Origin of the sequence: Grimontia indica (genome assembly GCF_000333895.2) — a bacterium.
Taxonomy (GTDB): Bacteria; Pseudomonadota; Gammaproteobacteria; order Enterobacterales; family Vibrionaceae; genus Enterovibrio; species Enterovibrio indicus.
Genome location: NZ_ANFM02000040.1, coordinates 20,167 through 38,644 on the forward strand (window position 1 = coordinate 20,167; position 18,478 = coordinate 38,644).

An 18,478-nucleotide genomic window follows, 5' to 3' on the forward strand; every position below is an offset into this window, starting at 1 on the left:
GCAATGAGCGCGGTGGTGGCACTCTTAATTGCAGGCTTGCTGGGAACATTGCTGCTTACCAATCTTCGTCCAGCGCTGGTATTTGGTGCCGTTTTCACCGCATTGCTGACACTGGATATCGTCCCTGCCGTTCAGCTGTTCAATAACTTCACCAACACGGCGCTCATTACCTTGGTGCTTTTGGTGATGGTCTCTGTGATCCTTGAGCGCACGCCTTACATCAGTGCCCTGGGCCGTTGGTGCACTCAGGGTTCTCTTCGTAAAGTCACCGTTCAAACCACCCTGTCGGCAGGCCTGCTTTCTGCGGTCATCAACAATACCGCTGTGGTTTCAACGCTGATGCGCAGCATGACCAAAAGTCAGCACCCTGCCGGCAAGTTGCTGATTCCACTTTCATACGCAGCCATTCTTGGCGGTACCATGACGCTGATTGGCACCTCCACCAACTTGCTCGTAAATGGCTTTACCCTTAATGCCGGCTTGCCCGGGATTGGCTTTTTCGATTTTTCCTTGATTGGCGTACCTGTATTTCTCGCCGGTGTCTTGGTGATTACGCTGGTATCTTTGGCGCTGCTGCCTTCGCGTCAGAGCGGCGCTCAGGAAACCTCACAAAGTTATCTTCTGGAGTCACAGCTAAACCCTGACTCTCCCCTCGTCGGCCAGAGCGTTGAACAAAGTGGACTTCGCCACCTTGAGCGCCTGTTTTTGGTGGAAATCATTCGTGCCGAGCACGTTATCTCTCCAGTTTCCCCCTCGGAACAGCTTCAAGGTAACGACGTGTTGGTGTTTTCCGGTGACTTGGAAGCCACAGCATTGCTGGAAAAATTCAAAGGGCTATCTCCCCGAACCCAAGGTGAACACCTGCCTTCGGATAATCTGGTGAGTGTCGTCATCACCCCGCAGGCAGTCATTGCCGGAAAAACCATTAAGTCACTCAATTTCCGTGCACAGTTCGGCGCCGCCGTGGTCGCCGTCAAGCGCGGGGAAAACAAAATCACCGGAGGCCTAGGTCAGGTGAAGTTGCAAGGCGGGGATCTTCTGGTACTGGCCGTGGGGCAGGATTTTTTCAATCGTGGCAATCTCGCCCAGAACTTCATTCTGGTGGGGGAAAGGGAAAACAATGCCCTGCTAAGTGGCACCCAATCTTTTTTGTTCTGTGGCGGCGCTGTCTTCGCACTGATTGCCAGCTTTTTCGAACTGCTCCCATTGTATAAAGGACTTATCCTTCTCCTCGCTGGCGCTGTAGCAGCGCGCTTGGTGTCCATTCATGATCTAAGGCGACGATTTCCTTTTGAACTGGTCTTAGTGATTGGCTCTGCATTAGGTCTGGCGCAAGCCATCAGTGTGACGGGTCTGGCAGATAGTCTGGCAACACTTATCATGGGCACAGGTCAACACGGCGGACCTTTCGGTGCCTTGGTGATTCTTTATCTCGCCACCTGGTTGATGACCGAGCTTATCACCAATAACGCCGCTGCGGCGATAAGCTTTCCGGTTGGCTTGGCCATTGCGGCACAATATCAGATCGACCCTATGCCCTTTATCATGACGGTCGCTTTCGCAGCCAGCTCAAGTTTCCTCTCTCCGTTCGGGTACCAAACCAACCTCATGGTATATACAGCAGGCCGCTATGTACCAAGGGATTATCTCAAAGCCGGACTGCCACTGAGTCTTTTATATGGTGCCCTTGTTCTTTCTCTTATTCCCTTGGTTTTCCCCTGGTAAGGCAATTTCATGATCTCCCAAATTGTTCACCGTATTCAATCCATCGGCCCTGCCCGCCGCCAGTTTCTGTTCCACGCTGCACTTGCCGCTCTCTTCCGGGTCCTATCTGCAGCTGCGGCATTTTTACTTAGCGTGGTTGCCGCTCGGGTGCTAGGGGCGCAACAATCCGGGCTGTTTTTCCTTGGTATGAGTCTTGCCACTTTGTTGGGAACACTGAGCATGTTGGGGATGGAAAACGCCCTGCTTCGTTTTATTGGGCATGCCGGAGAGCAAGACAACACCCATTTGACCAATCAGGTGTTTACCAATGCGCTGCTTGCGGTTCTTCCCACCTCCGCCATAGTCGCAGGAATCACCTATCTCGTAGCACCTTTTCTGGCGTTGAATGTATTTAGTAAACCAGAGGCGACAGATAGCTTGCGCTATTTTGCTCTGGCGATCCCTTTCATTAGCCTGTTTTTCCTCAATGGCTATGCCCTGCAGGCAACACGCAAGGTGATTGCCTCCGTTTGTTCGATGCAGCTAGGCGTCACTATGCTGGCACTTCCTGCACTGTTATTACTCGGGCATTACGACCCCAAACCTATGGCTGACTCTGCGTCTGTGCTCTACGTTGCCGCCTCGGCACTGGTGATGATAAGCGGACTGTGGCTGTGGTTTCGTGTACCGGAAAATAAGCTGGACACCAGCGATCGCCAGATGCCCGCACTTTGGAATGCAGCTCCCAATCTTTGGTTGATCTCAGCCACCAGTCAGGCGATCCCCTGGGCATCCGTCGTGATTGTGGGGCTATTCGTGACATCTGAAGAGGTTGCATATTTTTCTGCTGCTCAGCGAACATCCCTACTTATCAGCTTTATGTTGATGGTCATCAATTTCGTCGCTGCGCCGCGATTTTCGGCCCTGTTCAAAGCAGGTAAACTGGACGAGCTCAAACGCCTTGCACAGTTTTCGACCCGATTGATGATTGTTTTTTCCATACCGGTTCTGGCTGCTGTGCTTATCTGGCCAGACACCATCATGACGCTGTTTGGCCGGGAATTTTCAGAATCAGGCCAACTTCTGGTGATCCTTGCTGTTGGCCAAACCATCAATGTCATGACAGGATCTGTCGGATTTCTTCTCACCATGTGTGGCTATGAAAGAGACTTGCGCAATATCACCCTGCTTGCCGGGATACTTACCGTGACTTTGATACTGATATTAACGTCAATATGGGGAACCGTCGGCGCAGCGCTTGCAGTGAGTATCGGTATGAGTACACAGAACATTCTGGCCGTGCGCAAGGTCGAAAAAAGACTCGGTTTCTGGCCGATTGGATAAGCGGTTCTTGTTGAAGGGTCCCTCTGGGCTCATAATCAAACAATGAGACAGATTTGCAACGATTAAATGTTAACATTCCAAAAAGCCCAATTTTTAATACAGGGCGACTAGTTAGTTGGATGATGTAAATTAAGGACAAGCTATGATCAAGAAGTGCCTCTTTCCAGCGGCTGGCTACGGGACCCGTTTTCTGCCTGCCACTAAGTCGATGCCAAAAGAAATGATGCCTATCGTTAATAAGCCACTTATTGAGTACGGCGTTGACGAAGCCATTGAAGCCGGCATCACCGGTATGTGTATTGTTACTGGTCGTGGTAAGCACAGCCTGATGGATCACTTCGACAAAAACTACGAGCTGGAACATCAAATCAGCGGCACCAACAAAGAAGCACTGCTGGGAGATATCCGCGCAACTATCGATGCAGCTTCATTCACCTATATCCGCCAAAAAGAAATGAAAGGTCTAGGTCACGCTATCCTAACCGGCCGTGAGCTGGTGGGTGATGAAGCGTTTGCCGTTGTACTGGCAGATGACCTGTGTGTGAATCTGGAAGACGGCGTGCTTTCCCAGATGGTTGCACTGTACAAGCAGTTCCGCTGCTCCATCGTTGCTGTGGAAGAAGTACCGGAAGATGAGACTCACAAATATGGCGTCATTTCCGGTGAAGAGATGCGTGACAACCTTTACCGTGTCGACAACATGGTAGAAAAGCCAGAGCAAGGCACCGCGCCAAGTAACCTGGCGATCATCGGCCGTTATATTCTGACCCCAGACATTTTCGACATCTTGGAAAAAACAGAACCAGGCAAAAACGGTGAAATCCAGATCACCGATGCCCTGCTGAAACAAGCACAAAGCGGCTGTGTACTGGCTTATAAATTCAAAGGTGAGCGCTTTGACTGTGGTAGCGTTGAAGGCTTTATCGAAGCGACCAACTATTGCTATGAAAATATCTATCTGAAGTCTGATGCACCGAACCAGCCTCAAAAAACGGTAAAAACAGGCTGATCGATTCAGGCTGAAACACCGTTAAAACCTGCATGTTGCAATACTGAAGAAAGCTGTATGTTTATACAGCTTTCTTCTTTTTCATCACGCGATAATGTGGGATACTTCCTCATTCGTTTTTTCTTCAGGCTGCAAACCTGAGCGCTAAGGGCAAGGTAGACATGGATACGATAGACGTCAGAGGGGCTCGCACCCATAACCTGAAAAACATTAACCTGACGATCCCACGCGACAAGCTGATCGTGATCACCGGCCTTTCTGGTTCCGGCAAGTCATCACTGGCCTTCGACACTTTGTATGCAGAAGGCCAACGCCGCTATGTAGAATCACTGTCTGCCTATGCACGCCAGTTCCTTTCTCTAATGGAAAAACCAGACGTCGACCATATTGAAGGTCTATCACCGGCTATTTCTATCGAGCAAAAGTCCACGTCTCACAACCCACGCTCAACCGTTGGTACCATCACAGAAGTTTACGACTACCTGCGTCTCTTATACGCACGTGTGGGTGACCCGCGCTGTCCGACACACAATGTGACGCTGGAAGCACAGACCGTGAGCCAGATGGTCGACAAGGTGCTGGAACTTGAAGAAGGCAGCAAGATGATGCTGCTGGCCCCTATCGTCAAAGAACGTAAGGGTGAACACGTCAAAACGCTGGAGAACCTGGTTGCCCACGGTTTTATCCGCGCGCGTATTGATGGCGAAGTGTGCGACCTTTCTGATCCACCGAAGCTGGAGCTTCACAAAAAGCACACCATTGAAGTGGTCGTCGACCGCTTCAAAGTGCGCGACGATCTGCAGCAGCGCCTTGCTGAATCTTTCGAAACCGCCATTGAACTGACGGGCGGCACGGCTGTGGTCAGCTATATGGATAGTGAGGGTGATGATCTCATCTTCTCGGCCAACTTCGCCTGTCCGCATTGCGGATACAGCATGCAAGAGCTGGAGCCACGCCTGTTTTCCTTCAATAACCCAGCAGGTGCTTGCCCTACTTGTGATGGTCTCGGCGTACAGCAGTATTTTGATGAAAACCGCGTGGTTCAGAATGAAGCGGTAAGCCTTGCTGGTGGTGCCATCCGTGGATGGGACCGCCGTAATTTCTACTACTTTCAGATGCTAAGCTCGCTTGCCGATCATTATGAATTCGACATCGAAACACCTTGGCAGGATTTACCGAAAACCATTCAAAATGTGGTTCTGAACGGCTCCGGCAACACTGAAATTGCTTTCAAGTACGTGAACGATCGCGGTGATATCACGGTACGTAAGCATCCGTTCGAAGGGATTTTAAATAACCTCAACCGCCGCTACCGCGATACAGAATCGATGGCTGTGCGTGAAGAGCTGGCGAAATACATCGCCAACAAGCCGTGTTCAAGCTGTGGCGGCTCTCGCCTTCGTGAAGAAGCTCGCCATGTCTTTGTGGGTGACACCAACCTGCCAGCCGTGTGTGAAATGAGTATTCATGAAGCACTGACTTTCTTCGCAGGTCTGGAGCTGACGGGCCAGCGTGCGCAAATTGCTGACAAGGTACTTAAAGAAATCCATGACCGCCTGAGTTTTCTGGTCAACGTCGGTCTGAACTACCTCAACCTGTCGAGAAGTGCTGATACCCTATCAGGCGGTGAAGCGCAACGTATCCGTCTGGCCAGCCAGATTGGTGCAGGTCTGGTCGGCGTGATGTACGTGCTGGATGAACCATCTATCGGCCTTCACCAGCGTGACAACGAACGCCTACTCGCGACTCTCGAGCACCTTCGTAATCTGGGTAACACCGTGCTGGTGGTTGAGCACGATGAAGATGCTATCCGCGCGGCAGACTACATTGTCGATATCGGCCCTGGAGCCGGTGTGCATGGTGGCCACATCGTTGCTGAAGGGACGTATGAAGAAATCATCAAGAATGAAAACTCTCTAACCGGCCAATACCTCAGCGGGAAAAAGGCGATTGAAGTCCCAGCCAAACGAATTCCTTATGACAAGAAAAAGGTCGTGAAGCTTAAAGGGGCAACGGGCAACAACCTGCAGAGCGTTAACCTGACGCTTCCTGTCGGTTTGCTGACCTGTGTGACCGGCGTATCCGGTTCAGGTAAATCGACCCTTATCAACGACACTTTCTACAAAATCGCCCACCAGCGATTGAACGGTGCCACCACAGGCGAGCCAGCGCCTTTCAAGGACATCGACGGCCTGGGTCATTTTGATAAGGTGATTGATATCGACCAGAGCCCGATTGGACGCACTCCACGCTCCAACCCAGCAACGTACACAGGCATCTTCACACCTATCCGTGAGCTGTTTGCAGGCACACAGGAAGCGCGCTCCCGTGGCTACAAAGTGGGCCGTTTCAGTTTTAACGTCAAAGGGGGCCGCTGTGAAGCCTGTCAGGGCGACGGCGTTATCAAAGTGGAAATGCACTTCCTCCCGGATGTTTACGTACCGTGCGACGTGTGCAAAGGTAAGAGATATAACCGTGAAACCTTGGAGATCCGCTACAAAGGCAAAACCATTGATGAAGTCCTTGAGATGACAGTGGAAGATGCCCGCGAGTTCTTCGATGCCGTGCCAGCAATTGCGCGCAAACTGCAAACGCTGATGGATGTGGGTCTTTCCTATATCCGCTTGGGACAGGCTGCAACCACCCTTTCCGGTGGTGAAGCGCAACGCGTGAAACTGGCGCGTGAGCTTTCAAAGCGTGATACCGGCAAGACGTTGTATATCTTGGATGAGCCAACCACTGGACTGCACTTCCATGATATTCAGCAACTACTGACGGTGCTGCACCGACTGCGCGATCACGGCAATACCATTGTGGTGATAGAACACAACCTGGACGTGATAAAAACCGCGGACTGGATTGTCGACTTAGGCCCTGAAGGTGGTAGCGGTGGCGGAATGATCATCGCTGAAGGCACACCGGAAGACGTGGCTTTGGTTGAAGGTTCGCACACAGCAAGGTTCCTGAAACCTTTGCTTAAACAAAAAGCATCATAGGGCGGATGCTGGCGTGAGCCAGTGAGAAACAATCTATGCAAACAATGCGTTTTCAAAACTTCTGGCCATCAAAAGTGGCCAGAAAGCCTTTGGTTAAGCCAGTGCTGATTGCGCTGGCTGCGCTGTTTTTATTCTGCTTACCTCTTAACCAAATCCCACTCGCTTTCTCCGGTGTTCAACATCCAGCGACAGCCTTAACGCTCTTGTTAGCGGTTGCCATCGTTTGCTTCGGTGTTTGGGAAGCTGCAAGACAAGGCCGTTTCAGCCACACGACAATGACTGGATGGCTGGCACTGAGCGCAAGTTTCGCCCTGATACCATCATTTTATCTTCACGCTGACTGGCATTCGGCTGCATGGCAGGGGTTCAGCGTTCTGTTGTCTTTACTGCTTTTTTGTACCCTGCAGCAATTCAGCTTTAATCATCTTCAGAGGCAATATCTCCTCTGGCTGCCACTTTTGAGTGGCTGGCTACTGGCGATTCCTTTGTTGCTTCCCAGCATCAGTGAGATCGCGTCATCGAGCCTTGCAGACATCAAAACCAACAGTGACGTACTAGGCATCGCTCTTCTGACTTCTTTGATGCTGTCAGCGTATTTGCTCGCGCGGACTAAAGTGTACAAGCGTAACTGGGTTCCGGTTCATGCTCTTTTACTTGCGACGCCGCTGCTCACCATTCCAGCTCTCACTGCGTTGAAATCGCCTTGGCTAATCACCGTGATTTTGGTGTTGGTGATTTTCAGTCAACCATTCTTATTCCGTTTCAGTCAAAAAAGACACCATGGTCTTTGGAATTTCGCCGTATTGGCCGGTTTTGCTATCGCTTGGAAGCTTGGTAGTGTCCCTCAATCGGCACTTTTTGCCGCCCGTTATTCATCCGAGGAGTTAGAGGTACTGTCGCAGGCTTGGGCATTACTGGGGCAGGCTCAGTTTGAAGGTATAGGCCTGGGGCAGCTCGATAAAGCACAGCTGTTGTTTGGCATCGAGCAAAGCCATGTACTGCCGCTTCAACAAATGTATCCGAGTTGGCTGCTCGCAAATTTAATTCAGGGGGGCATTGCCTACTGGGCGAGCTTTGGTGTGCTCTTCATACTGGTGGTGCGAAAGTTGGTGGAAGCACCGAATGGCACCCGCCTGATGTTGCTAGCGATCTTTCTGCCATCCCTCATTGGCATGGCAGTGACAGACTACATTGAAACCAACCTGGCACTGGGCATGCTGTTTGTGGTGCTGCTTTACTGGATAGATAACCTTACCGCGAGATACCGACGCGTACTTTTATCATACCCTAGGCCGATGAAAATCGCTGCTAACACGGTGCTGACTACCACGCTGGTTTTGGTGTTGTCTTCAATCTATCTTGGCGAACAGGCGCTTCGCACCTATCAAATACGTGATAGTAAGCTGACTCAGTATCAAACCCATCCTTGGTGGAATGACTTCTATCAGCAAGTGGAAGGAAAGCGGGCGTTTCTAGAAAGTGTTGAAAGCCGGGATTTACGCGCGCAGGAGTTGTACCTTCGGGAGCAAATCTCCCGACTGGAAACTTCTCCGAATGCCGACGGCTATCAATCACTGATTGAGCTGGCGATGCTCACCGGGCATAAAACGGTCGCCAAACAGTTGAAGGATGAGGCATCGCTGCTTTTCCCGTACCGAAAATTTCAACCTGACTTTTCTGAGCTTCCAGCGGAATAAAACAAAAACGCCCCGCATTCATGCGGGGCGTTTCTCAATTCAATTCCGCTTAACCAAGCACATCTTTCAGTGCCTTCGCACACAAGGCTACGTTTTCACGTTTAGCCGCATAACCCATCAAACCGATACGCCACGCTTTACCTGCCAGTGCTCCCAGACCCGCACCAATTTCCAGATTGTAGTCATTGAGAAGTTTCGCACGCACCGCGGCATCATCGACGCCTTCAGGTACTGCGACAGCATTCAGTTGCGGCAGGCGATGGTCAGCATCAACAAGGAAGTTAACACCCAGCGCTTCCAGTTCGGCTTTGAGTAACTCATGCATATCACGGTGACGTTGCCATGCATTCTCCAGACCTTCTTCTTTCAGCATCAGCAAAGACTCATGCAGGGCGTAAAGGCTGTTTACTGGCGCGGTGTGGTGATAGCTACGCTTGCCTTCACCACTCCAATAGCCAAGCACCAGGCTTTGATCGAGGAACCAACTCTGCACCTTACCCGTGCGCTGCTGCATTTTTTCTACCGCACGCGGAGAGAAAGTGACTGGTGACAGTCCCGGCACACAGGAGAGACATTTCTGGCTGCCAGAATACACAGCGTCCAATTGCCACTCATCCACCAGCAGTGGCACACCGCCAAGAGAAGTCACGGCATCAACAATCGTCAGGCAGCCATGCTCACGCGCCAGTGACGAAATTGTCTTCGCATCACTGAGTGCGCCGGTCGATGTCTCAGCGTGTACAAACGCGACCACCGATGCTTCTGGGTTCGCTTTCAAAGCCGCTTCGACCTTTGCAGGATCAACAGGCTTGCCCCACTCGTCATCAACCATTACCGCTGTTGCGCCACAGCGCTCTACGTTTTCACGCATACGCTCGCCAAATACGCCGTTTCGACAAACAATCACCGTATCGCCTGGCTCAATCAGGTTGACAAAACAGGTCTCCATCCCTGCACTGCCCGGGGCGGACACCGCAATGGTGAAGGCGTTTTCGGTCTGGAATGCGTATTGAAGCAGTGATTTAACTTCATCCATCATTCCCACAAAAAGAGGGTCGAGATGACCAATCGTTGGCTGGGCCAGCGCTTGCAATACGCGTGGCGAAACATCAGAAGGGCCGGGGCCCATCAGGGTACGTTGTGGTGGGATAAAGCGTGAAATTGTCATTATTTGCTCTCCATTGCCTTTTGTTCCTTGGGTCTATTTACCCTACCATCGGATAGGGCTGGCTAAAATCTCAACGTTGAATAAACCCAAGCATCATCAAGCAAAAGTCCTTCACCCGGCTGAAAAGAGGTGCTTGAAACTCAAACAAACATTGACAATAACATTACAAACATTTATCAATAGAGGGCAATTTTTGCTCAGCACAGTTTGTGCTCTGCAGAGACAGAAGAGGCGCGTCTACCAGGTAGTCGAATTGCGGAGCCCCAACTCCAATGCAATCCGATGAGGGGGTAAGACGCCGAGGCAATACCAGACCTTGGGGGCTGGGTTGTCGGTCTAGAAGGTTGAATCCTTCGGATTGTCATCTCAACGGAGATGGAGCGCTTCTGGAGAAATACCCTTTCTTCCTGCCCGCTCGCACCCTCTATCTGTCTCCCAACTTATTACTTTGTTTATTCAGGATTACTCCATTCGCGATTATGGGAGGTGAAGGGAAGTGAACGCATTAAATGTCGCAAAATTTGGCGGCACGAGTGTAGCCGACTACACAGCTATGTCTAACTGTGCAGCGGTGATTAAAGGGAATTTGAACACTCGACTGGTAGTGATTAGCGCTTGTTCTGGCGTGACAAATCTACTGGTTGAACTGGCAAATGGTGTTGCCAATGACAGGCAGCAGGAAGTGCTGACAAAACTGCACGATATTCATTTCAGCATTCTGAAACAGCTCCCGGAAGAGCCGGCAGTTGCCTCAGGTGTGAATGCAATTCTCGATGAAGTAGCAACACTCTCTGCGGCGGCAGAAACTTCTCCTTCAGATAAAATTACTGACGCTCTCGTCGCTTGTGGCGAGTTGATGTCGACTCATATTTTTACCCACCTGTTGAACGACAAAGGCATCAATGCTGTTCGCGCAGATGTCCGCGAGGTGCTGAAAACCGACAACGTGTTTGGTAAAGCAACCCCGGATTTGATTGAAACAGCGCACCACGCTGAAACCGTGCTCACGCCGTTGTTTGAAGACAAGGTCGTCGTGACGCAGGGCTTTATCGGCTCTGATGCGCAAGGCAATACCACCACACTGGGTCGCGGTGGCAGTGATTACAGTGCAGCGCTTCTGGCTGAAGCCGTAAAAGCAACGTCACTGGAAATCTGGACCGACGTTCCAGGTATCTACAGTACTGACCCTCGCGTCGCCCCGGCAGCAAGCCCTATCGATGAAATCAGCTTCAGCGAAGCGTCAGAGATGGCAAACTTCGGCGCGAAGATCCTGCACCCGGCGACGCTTATCCCGGCAATGCGTCAGGACATTCCTGTGTTCGTGGGCTCATCTAAAGCGCCTGAACAAGGTGGTACCTGGATTCGTCATCAGGCAGAGAAGTCTCCGCTTTTCCGCGCGCTGGCACTGCGTTGCAACCAGACCATGGTGACGCTCACCAGTCTGAATATGTTCCATGCTTATGGCTTTCTGGCGGAAGTGTTCAATATTCTGGCGAAGCACAAAGTGTCGGTCGATCTCATCACCACGTCGGAAGTCAGTGTTTCTCTGACACTGGATCAAACCAACACCAAAGGTGGTGCGCCTAAATTACCTGAAGCAGCAGAGCAGGAACTGGCGGCGCTTTGTAAGGTAACCGTCGAGCAAGACATGTGCCTGGTCGCGCTCATTGGTAACCACATGAGCGAATCAAAAGGTGCAGCAGCCAAAATCTTCAGTGCGCTGGAAGACTACAACCTGCGTATGATTTGTTATGGCGCAAGCAACCACAACCTCTGCTTCCTGACTAGCACGTCAGAATCTAAAGAAGTTGTCCGCGCGCTACACAAAGAGTTGTTCGAAGATTAATTTCTTCTTCTGTGGATACAAAAATGGCGCTCACTGGGCGCCATTTTTCTTTTTACTCTCACAAAGATTAACCGTTGAGGTTTGGCCCCAACCACTTCTCTGCTTCGATCAAATCCCAGCCCTTGCGATCGGCATAGCTGTCACGCTGATCTTCCTGGATCTGCGCCACAGCAAAGTAGCGCGAATCAGGATGCGAGAAGTACCAGCCAGATACCGATGCGCCCGGCCACATGGCGTAACTTGTAGTCAGCGACATACCGATGGTCTCTTCTACGTTCAGTAGCTCCCACAGGGTGCCTTTCTCTGTATGCTCAGGACAGGCCGGATAGCCCGGAGCGGGACGGATACCCTGATATTTCTCACGGATCAGGTCATCGTTCGATAGGTTCTCGTCCGCAGCGTAACCCCAAATTTCCTTACGGACATGTGCATGCAGGTATTCCGCAAACGCTTCAGCCAAACGATCTGCCACCGCCTGAATCATGATGGCGTTATAGTCATCGCCCTGCGCTTTATATTCGTCCGCAAGTTCACGTTCACCAATACCGCCTGTTACTGCAAACGCACCAATCCAATCTTTCTTACCGCTCTCTTTTGGCGCAATGTAATCGGACAGACAGTAGTTGAAGCCTTTCGGTTTCTCCGTTTGCTGACGAAGGTTGTGCAGCACTTTCGCAACCTCGGTACGCGATTCATCGGTGTAGACTTCAATATCGTCACCCACACTTGCTGCCGGGAACAAGGCGCACATACCACTGGCTTTCATCAGGCCTTCGCGTTCAACGCGATCCAGCAGATCATTGGCATCTTTAAACAGGCGCTTCGCTTCTTCCCCAACTTCTTCGTGCTCAAGAATGGTCGGGTACTTACCCACTAATGACCAGGTCATAAAGAACGGCGTCCAGTCGATGTAGTTACGAAGGGTCGCTACGTCAAAGTCTTCAAACACATGAACACCCGGTTTCGCTGGCGCTGGCGGTGTATAGCTTTCCCAGTCGATAGCGACTTTGTTCTCACGTGCCTTTTCAAGTGTCACTGGCTTAGTACGCGGACGCTTCCGTGCATGCTGCTCGCGCACCACTTCGTAATCCGCTTGAAGCTTCTCCACAAACGCAGGCTTGAGTTTCTCAGACAACAGCGACGAACACACACCCACCGCGCGTGATGCGTTATTCACATACACCACTGGTTGATTGTAGTTTTGCTCAATCTTCACCGCTGTGTGGGCTTTGGAGGTCGTTGCACCGCCAATCAGTAGCGGCAGGTCGAAGCCCAGACGCTCCATCTCTTTCGCGACATGAACCATTTCATCAAGCGATGGCGTGATAAGACCGGACAGACCAATAATATCGACGTTCTCTTCTTTGGCGACTTTGAGAATTTTCTCGCAAGGCACCATCACGCCGAGGTCGATGATGTCGTAGTTATTACATTGGAGTACAACGCCAACGATGTTCTTACCGATATCGTGAACATCACCTTTTACCGTTGCCAGCAGGATCTTACCGTTGGTAGAGCCTGCCTGTTTTTCAGCGTTAATAAAAGGCTCAAGGTGCGCCACCGCCTGTTTCATTACGCGGGCTGATTTCACTACCTGAGGCAGGAACATTTTACCCTCACCGAAGAGATCGCCGACGACGTTCATGCCGTCCATCAGTGGCCCTTCAATCACTTCAAGCGGCTTAGATGCATTAACGCGGGCTTCTTCTGTGTCTTCAACGATGAACTCGGTAATACCTTTCACCAGGGCATGCTCAAGACGTTTCTCTACCGCCCAGGTTCGCCACTCCAGCGCAGAAGCATCTTCTTCTTTACCGACGCCTTTATTCGCGTACTCCGCTGCGATATCAAGAAGGCGCTCTGTACTGTCGTCACGTCGGTTCAGTACCACGTCTTCCACCGCTTCACGCAGTTTCTCGGGAACGTTGTCGTAAATCTCAAGCTGACCGGCATTCACGATGCCCATGTCCATACCGTTCTTGAAACAGTGATAAAGGAACACTGCGTGGATAGCTTCGCGGACATAGTTGTTGCCGCGGAACGAGAAGGAGACATTCGACACACCGCCTGAAATCATCGCATACGGCAAATCTCGCTTGATGTCTGCAACCGCATCGATAAAGTCGACGGCATAGTTGTTGTGCTCTTCAATACCGGTTGCGACAGCAAAGATATTCGGGTCAAAGATGATGTCTTCCGGTGGGAAGCCAACTTCGTCCACGAGAATGCGGTAGGCATTGGTACAGATTTCGAGTTTGCGTTCACGGGTCTCAGCCTGACCGACTTCATCGAAGGCCATAACGATAACGGCTGCACCATAGCGACGAATCAGCTTCGCCTGTTCAACGAATTTCTCTTTGCCTTCTTTGAGCGAAATGGAGTTAACGATACCCTTACCCTGAATACACTTCAGGCCAGCTTCAATCACTTCCCACTTGGAAGAGTCGACCATGATTGGCACTTTGGAGATCTCAGGCTCAGAGGCACAGAGGTTCAGGAAGCGCACCATACAGGCTTCCGCATCCAACATACCTTCATCCATGTTGATATCGATGATCTGGGCACCGTTTTCTACCTGCTGGCGTGCCACTTCCAACGCTTCATCGTACTGCTCTTCTTTGATCAAACGCTTGAAGCGCGCAGAACCTGTCACGTTGGTACGCTCACCAACATTGATGAACAGGGTTTCTTTTTCAATCGTCAGTGGCTCAAGGCCTGACAGACGACACGCTACCTGAAGATCTGGTAATGCACGGGGCTTAACCGTCTTGGTCGCCTCATACATATGGCGAATGTGCTCTGGTGTCGTACCACAACAGCCACCAATCATGTTCAGGAAACCACTTTCCGCCCACTCTTTCACATGAGCAGCCATGTCCTCCGGAGACAGATCATATTCACCGAAGGCATTCGGAAGGCCGGCATTCGGGTGCGCAGAAACAAAGGTTTCAGAGATGCGTGACAGTTCTTCCACGTAAGGGCGCAGTTCATCAGGGCCCAATGCACAGTTCAGACCAAAGGAAATCGGTTTGACGTGACGTAGAGAGTTATAGAAAGCCTCTGTCGTTTGGCCTGACAAGGTACGGCCTGATGCATCAGTGATCGTGCCGGAAATCATCACTGGCAGTTGGGTGCCCATTTCTTCGAAAACGGTCTCAACCGCAAAAGCACAGGCTTTGGCGTTCAGGGTGTCAAAGATGGTTTCAATCAGAATAAGATCAGCGCCGCCATTGATAAGCGCGCGGGTAGACTCAGAGTACGCTGTTACCAGCTCATCAAAGCTGACATTACGGTAACCGGGATCGTTAACGTCAGGAGAAATCGAACAGGTGCGGTTAGTTGGACCCAAAACGCCAGCAACAAAGCGCGGCTTATCCGGATTTTTCGCTGTCCACTCATCTGCGACTTCACGCGCCAACTTGGCCGCCGCAAAGTTAATCTCCTCACTCAGGCTTTCCATCTCATAGTCAGCCATGGCGATGGTGGTCGCGTTAAAGGTATTGGTTTCCAGGATATCCGCGCCAGCTTCAAGATATTCGGCGTGGATGTCTTTAATCATCTGGGGTTGCGTCAACACTAAAAGGTCGTTGTTGCCCTTCAGGTCGCAGTGCCAATCGGCAAAACGTTCACCGCGGTAGTCATCTTCTTCAAGCTTATAGCCCTGAATCATGGTGCCCATGCCACCATCGATGATCAGAATGCGTTCCGCTAACAGTTTTTCCAGTGTTTCCTTACTACTCACAACCGCAGATCCTTCTTATATTGCTCGCTATTCGCATAGTATCACAGACCAAATGGAAATCTAGACGTCTAATTAAACTCAGCCAAACGTTAACCTCCCTGCTGACACACATTTGTTGTAGTTTTCTGCGCCGCTTGGATTTATATTTCGTTACAACTTTCCGAATCATAATCTCAGCCTACACGGGGTCGTCAATGACCGTCTACACAACACTCTGCTTTCTCGCTGCGGCAGCCATGCTAATTGCCTTTATCAACAGCAAAATTGGCCAAATGCAGACTACCATCGCTATCACTGCCGGAGCCCTAATCCTCTCACTTGGGATCGTTATCTCGGGACACAACAATTGGTTTGATTTAAAAGACCTTGCTGCTGAGACCCTCAATGAAATTCACTTCGATGATTTCTTGTTGAAAGGCGTGTTGGGTTTCTTACTTTTCGCTGGCGGCTTGGGAGTAAAACTGCCCAACCTAAAAGATCAGAAGTGGGAAATTACGGTGCTGGCGCTTGGAGCGACGTTGGTTTCTACCTTCTTTATCGGTGGTGTCGCCTGGCTCTTCTTCCAGCTCATCGGCATTCCGTTCGATTTTATCTACTGCCTACTGTTTGGTGCCCTAATTTCTCCTACAGACCCCATCGCTGTTCTTGCCATTGTTAAAAAGCTCAATGCGCCAAAGCGTATCTCGACGCAAATTGAGGGCGAGTCCCTTTTCAATGATGGGTTTGGTCTGGTGATTTTTATCACCCTGTTCACTGTCGCATTCGGCACTGAAGCTCCAACCGTAATGGGTGTCGTTGAGCTCTTCCTGCATGAAGCGATTGGCGGCATCGTGTATGGCTTCTTACTTGGCTTGCTGTTCCATTACCTGATTTGTCATACCGACGACCACTCGATGGAGTTATTACTGACCTTAGGCATACCGACAGCCGGCTATGTATTTGCCAGCCTGATTGGCGTTTCTGGCCCGCTGGCAATGGTGGTGGCCGGTATCATGATTGGTAACTGGACACGCTATATTGGCTTTTCAAAAGAAAGTGAAGATCACCTGGACCACTTCTGGGAGCTTGTCGATGAGTTCCTCAATGGTGTGCTCTTCCTGCTGATTGGTCTCAGCATGCTCACGTTCAGCTTCCATAAGGAAGACTGGATCATCATGGCATTCGCTGTGCCGCTGGTGCTGGTATCGCGATATCTCAGCGTTCGTCTTTGCTATGTTGGTTTTAACCGTTACCGGGACTACAACCCTTACTCAGTGAGAATTCTAACCTGGGGGGGATTGCGTGGAGGCCTTGCGATAGCAATGGCGATGGCTGTTCCTGCGGGTTATATGGTGCTGCCAGAAAAGAATATTGATGTAAGGGAAATCATTCTGGTGATGACTTATGCCGTGGTGGTCTTCTCTATCCTGGTTCAGGGTTCAACCATCACCAAGATGATTGAGAAATCCAAAGTTGCTGAGCGGGATATGGAGATCAAACCTAGCAGTTATCAAAATACCGAACCAAGAACAGAAGTCACTCAGGACTAAACCTCAAAAACCAAAAAGCCTGCAATCGCAGGCTTTTTTATTACTCTTCATCGTCGTCTTTGGTAAACGCTGACTCTGAGAAATGATCGAGGTCGTAAGGCGTTTGCTGGTAAACACAGTAGTTAAGCCAGTTGGCAAAAAGCATGTGTCCATGACTGCGCCAGCTCACATACGGTTCCTGAGTTGGATCGTCATCTGGATAGTAATTAGATGGTACTGCAGGTTCCATGCCTTCACCTACGTCACGCACATACTCGTTATGCAGCGTATGGGAGTCATACTCTGGGTGCCCGGTGACAAACACATTTCGCTTATCTTTGGTTGCTGCTAAGTAAGTGCCTGCGGTAGATGAAGTCGCCAGAATATCGAGGTCAGTATGCTCTGCCAAGAACTCAGGAGAGAAGTCCGCATAGCGGGAGTGTGGTGCAAGGAACGAGTCATCAAAACCACGAAGTATAGGATTTTTACTGTGCTCTTTATGTGTTTTATGCCAGTACACGCCGGATAGCTTTTCCCTACGGGTTTTCTTCGGCAAATCATAAAGCAGCTTCAGACCCGCCTGCGCCGCCCAACACACATAAAGCGTCGATGTCACGTGGTCTTTCGCCCAAGTCATGATGTCCTGTAAGTGTTCCCAATAAATCACATCTTCAAACTGCACCAGACCCAAGGGTGCGCCTGTCACGATCAATCCATCAAAGTTACGCTCTCGGATACCTTGAAACTGCCTGTAGAAAGTGTCCAAGTGCTCGGTAGGAGTGTTCTTACTCGGTCTGTCATCAATACGCAGCAGTTCAACATCAACCTGAAGGGGACTGTTAGAAAGCAAACGCATAAACTGCGTTTCTGTTTCAATCTTCTTGGGCATCAGATTGAGAAGTAGTACTTTCAGGGGACGGATGTTCTGACTTTCTGCGCGGGTCTCCGACATCACGAAGATGTTTTCCTGACGCAGGGTGCTGGCCGCCGGTAACTGATCAGGAATTTTAATCGGCATCTTAAATCACTCCCTCGTTAAGATGTATAGACGTCTAGAATTCCATTAACCCTATAACATCCCCTTTAGGGGTTCAAGTACATTTGTGAGATTGATCAGAGGGCACATATGAAGAAACCCGCAGCGTTTCCGCTACGGGTTTGAAGAGGCATCTGGCAATGTCCTACTCTCACATGGGGAGACCCCACACTACCATCGGCGCTGCAACGTTTCACTACTGAGTTCGGCATGGGATCAGGTGGGGCCATCGCGCTATGGTCGCCAGACAAATTTTAAATTCTGGTGCTGATACCCAGATTTGAACTGGGGACCTCACCCTTACCAAGGGTGCGCTCTACCAACTGAGCTATATCAGCAATTCTTATCCGCCTGAAGTCTTACAATAACTGCTTCATTTAGATGAAATTCAAGCCTGGCGATGTCCTACTCTCACATGGGGAGACCCC

Annotated in this window: 10 protein-coding genes, 1 tRNA gene, 1 rRNA gene and 1 riboswitch; of the genes, 7 read left to right on the forward strand and 5 right to left on the reverse strand. The window is 50.6% G+C overall.

The annotated features are described in order from the left end of the window. Positions 1 to 3: 3 nt before the first annotated feature. From D515_RS20605 to D515_RS20625, 5 genes are all read left to right on the forward strand, one after another. A complete protein-coding gene (locus D515_RS20605; protein WP_002541266.1) occupies positions 4 to 1,725 on the forward strand; it encodes an SLC13 family permease in 1,722 nt (573 codons plus the stop codon). 9 nt (positions 1,726 to 1,734) lie between these two features. Then, entirely contained in the window at positions 1,735 to 3,048 is a 1,314-nt protein-coding gene (locus tag D515_RS20610) for a flippase (RefSeq protein WP_002541269.1), read from the forward strand. Between the two features lie 142 nt (positions 3,049 to 3,190). Then, positions 3,191 to 4,057, forward strand: coding sequence for a UTP--glucose-1-phosphate uridylyltransferase GalU (galU, locus tag D515_RS20615; protein WP_002541270.1), 867 nt, complete (start codon positions 3,191 to 3,193; stop codon positions 4,055 to 4,057). 161 nt (positions 4,058 to 4,218) lie between these two features. Further along, positions 4,219 to 7,053 carry an excinuclease ABC subunit UvrA gene (gene uvrA, locus D515_RS20620; RefSeq protein ID WP_002541271.1) on the forward strand — a complete coding sequence of 945 codons (2,835 nt, stop codon included), beginning with the start codon at positions 4,219 to 4,221 and terminating at the stop codon, positions 7,051 to 7,053. Between the two features lie 35 nt (positions 7,054 to 7,088). Further along, positions 7,089 to 8,750 (forward strand): Wzy polymerase domain-containing protein, encoded by a 1,662-nt coding sequence (locus tag D515_RS20625; RefSeq protein ID WP_002541273.1) that lies wholly within the window; start codon positions 7,089 to 7,091, stop codon positions 8,748 to 8,750. Between the two features lie 49 nt (positions 8,751 to 8,799). On the opposite strand, the gene D515_RS20630 is transcribed toward D515_RS20625, so the two are convergent. After that, positions 8,800 to 9,918 (reverse strand): pyridoxal-phosphate-dependent aminotransferase family protein, encoded by a 1,119-nt coding sequence (locus tag D515_RS20630; RefSeq protein WP_002541274.1) that lies wholly within the window; start codon positions 9,916 to 9,918, stop codon positions 8,800 to 8,802. Between the two features lie 218 nt (positions 9,919 to 10,136). Then, a riboswitch (Lysine riboswitch) is annotated at positions 10,137 to 10,312 on the forward strand. A 102-nt stretch (positions 10,313 to 10,414) separates the two neighbouring features. On the opposite strand from D515_RS20630, the gene lysC reads away from it, so the two are divergent. Next, positions 10,415 to 11,764, forward strand: coding sequence for a lysine-sensitive aspartokinase 3 (gene lysC / locus D515_RS20635; protein ID WP_039850408.1), 1,350 nt, complete (start codon positions 10,415 to 10,417; stop codon positions 11,762 to 11,764). Between the two features lie 67 nt (positions 11,765 to 11,831). On the opposite strand, the gene metH is transcribed toward lysC, so the two are convergent. Further along, positions 11,832 to 15,506 (reverse strand): methionine synthase, encoded by a 3,675-nt coding sequence (gene metH / locus D515_RS20640; RefSeq protein WP_002541277.1) that lies wholly within the window; start codon positions 15,504 to 15,506, stop codon positions 11,832 to 11,834. Positions 15,507 to 15,700: 194 nt separating this feature from the next. On the opposite strand from metH, the gene D515_RS20645 reads away from it, so the two are divergent. After that, positions 15,701 to 17,035: a cation:proton antiporter gene (locus D515_RS20645; protein WP_002541279.1), complete on the forward strand. Its 1,335-nt coding sequence runs from the start codon at positions 15,701 to 15,703 to the stop codon at positions 17,033 to 17,035. 40 nt (positions 17,036 to 17,075) lie between these two features. Here the strand turns inward: D515_RS20645 and metA are convergent, their stop codons facing one another. From metA to D515_RS20660, 3 genes are all read right to left on the reverse strand, one after another. Then, complete coding sequence (gene metA, locus D515_RS20650; RefSeq protein WP_002541280.1) at positions 17,076 to 18,032, reverse strand: homoserine O-acetyltransferase MetA; 957 nt, start codon at positions 18,030 to 18,032, stop codon at positions 17,076 to 17,078. A gap of 150 nt (positions 18,033 to 18,182) precedes the next feature. After that, positions 18,183 to 18,298, reverse strand: a 5S ribosomal RNA gene (gene rrf, locus D515_RS20655). Positions 18,299 to 18,312: 14 nt separating this feature from the next. Beyond that, positions 18,313 to 18,388 (reverse strand) — tRNA-Thr (locus tag D515_RS20660). Between the last annotated feature and the right edge of the window lie 90 nt (positions 18,389 to 18,478).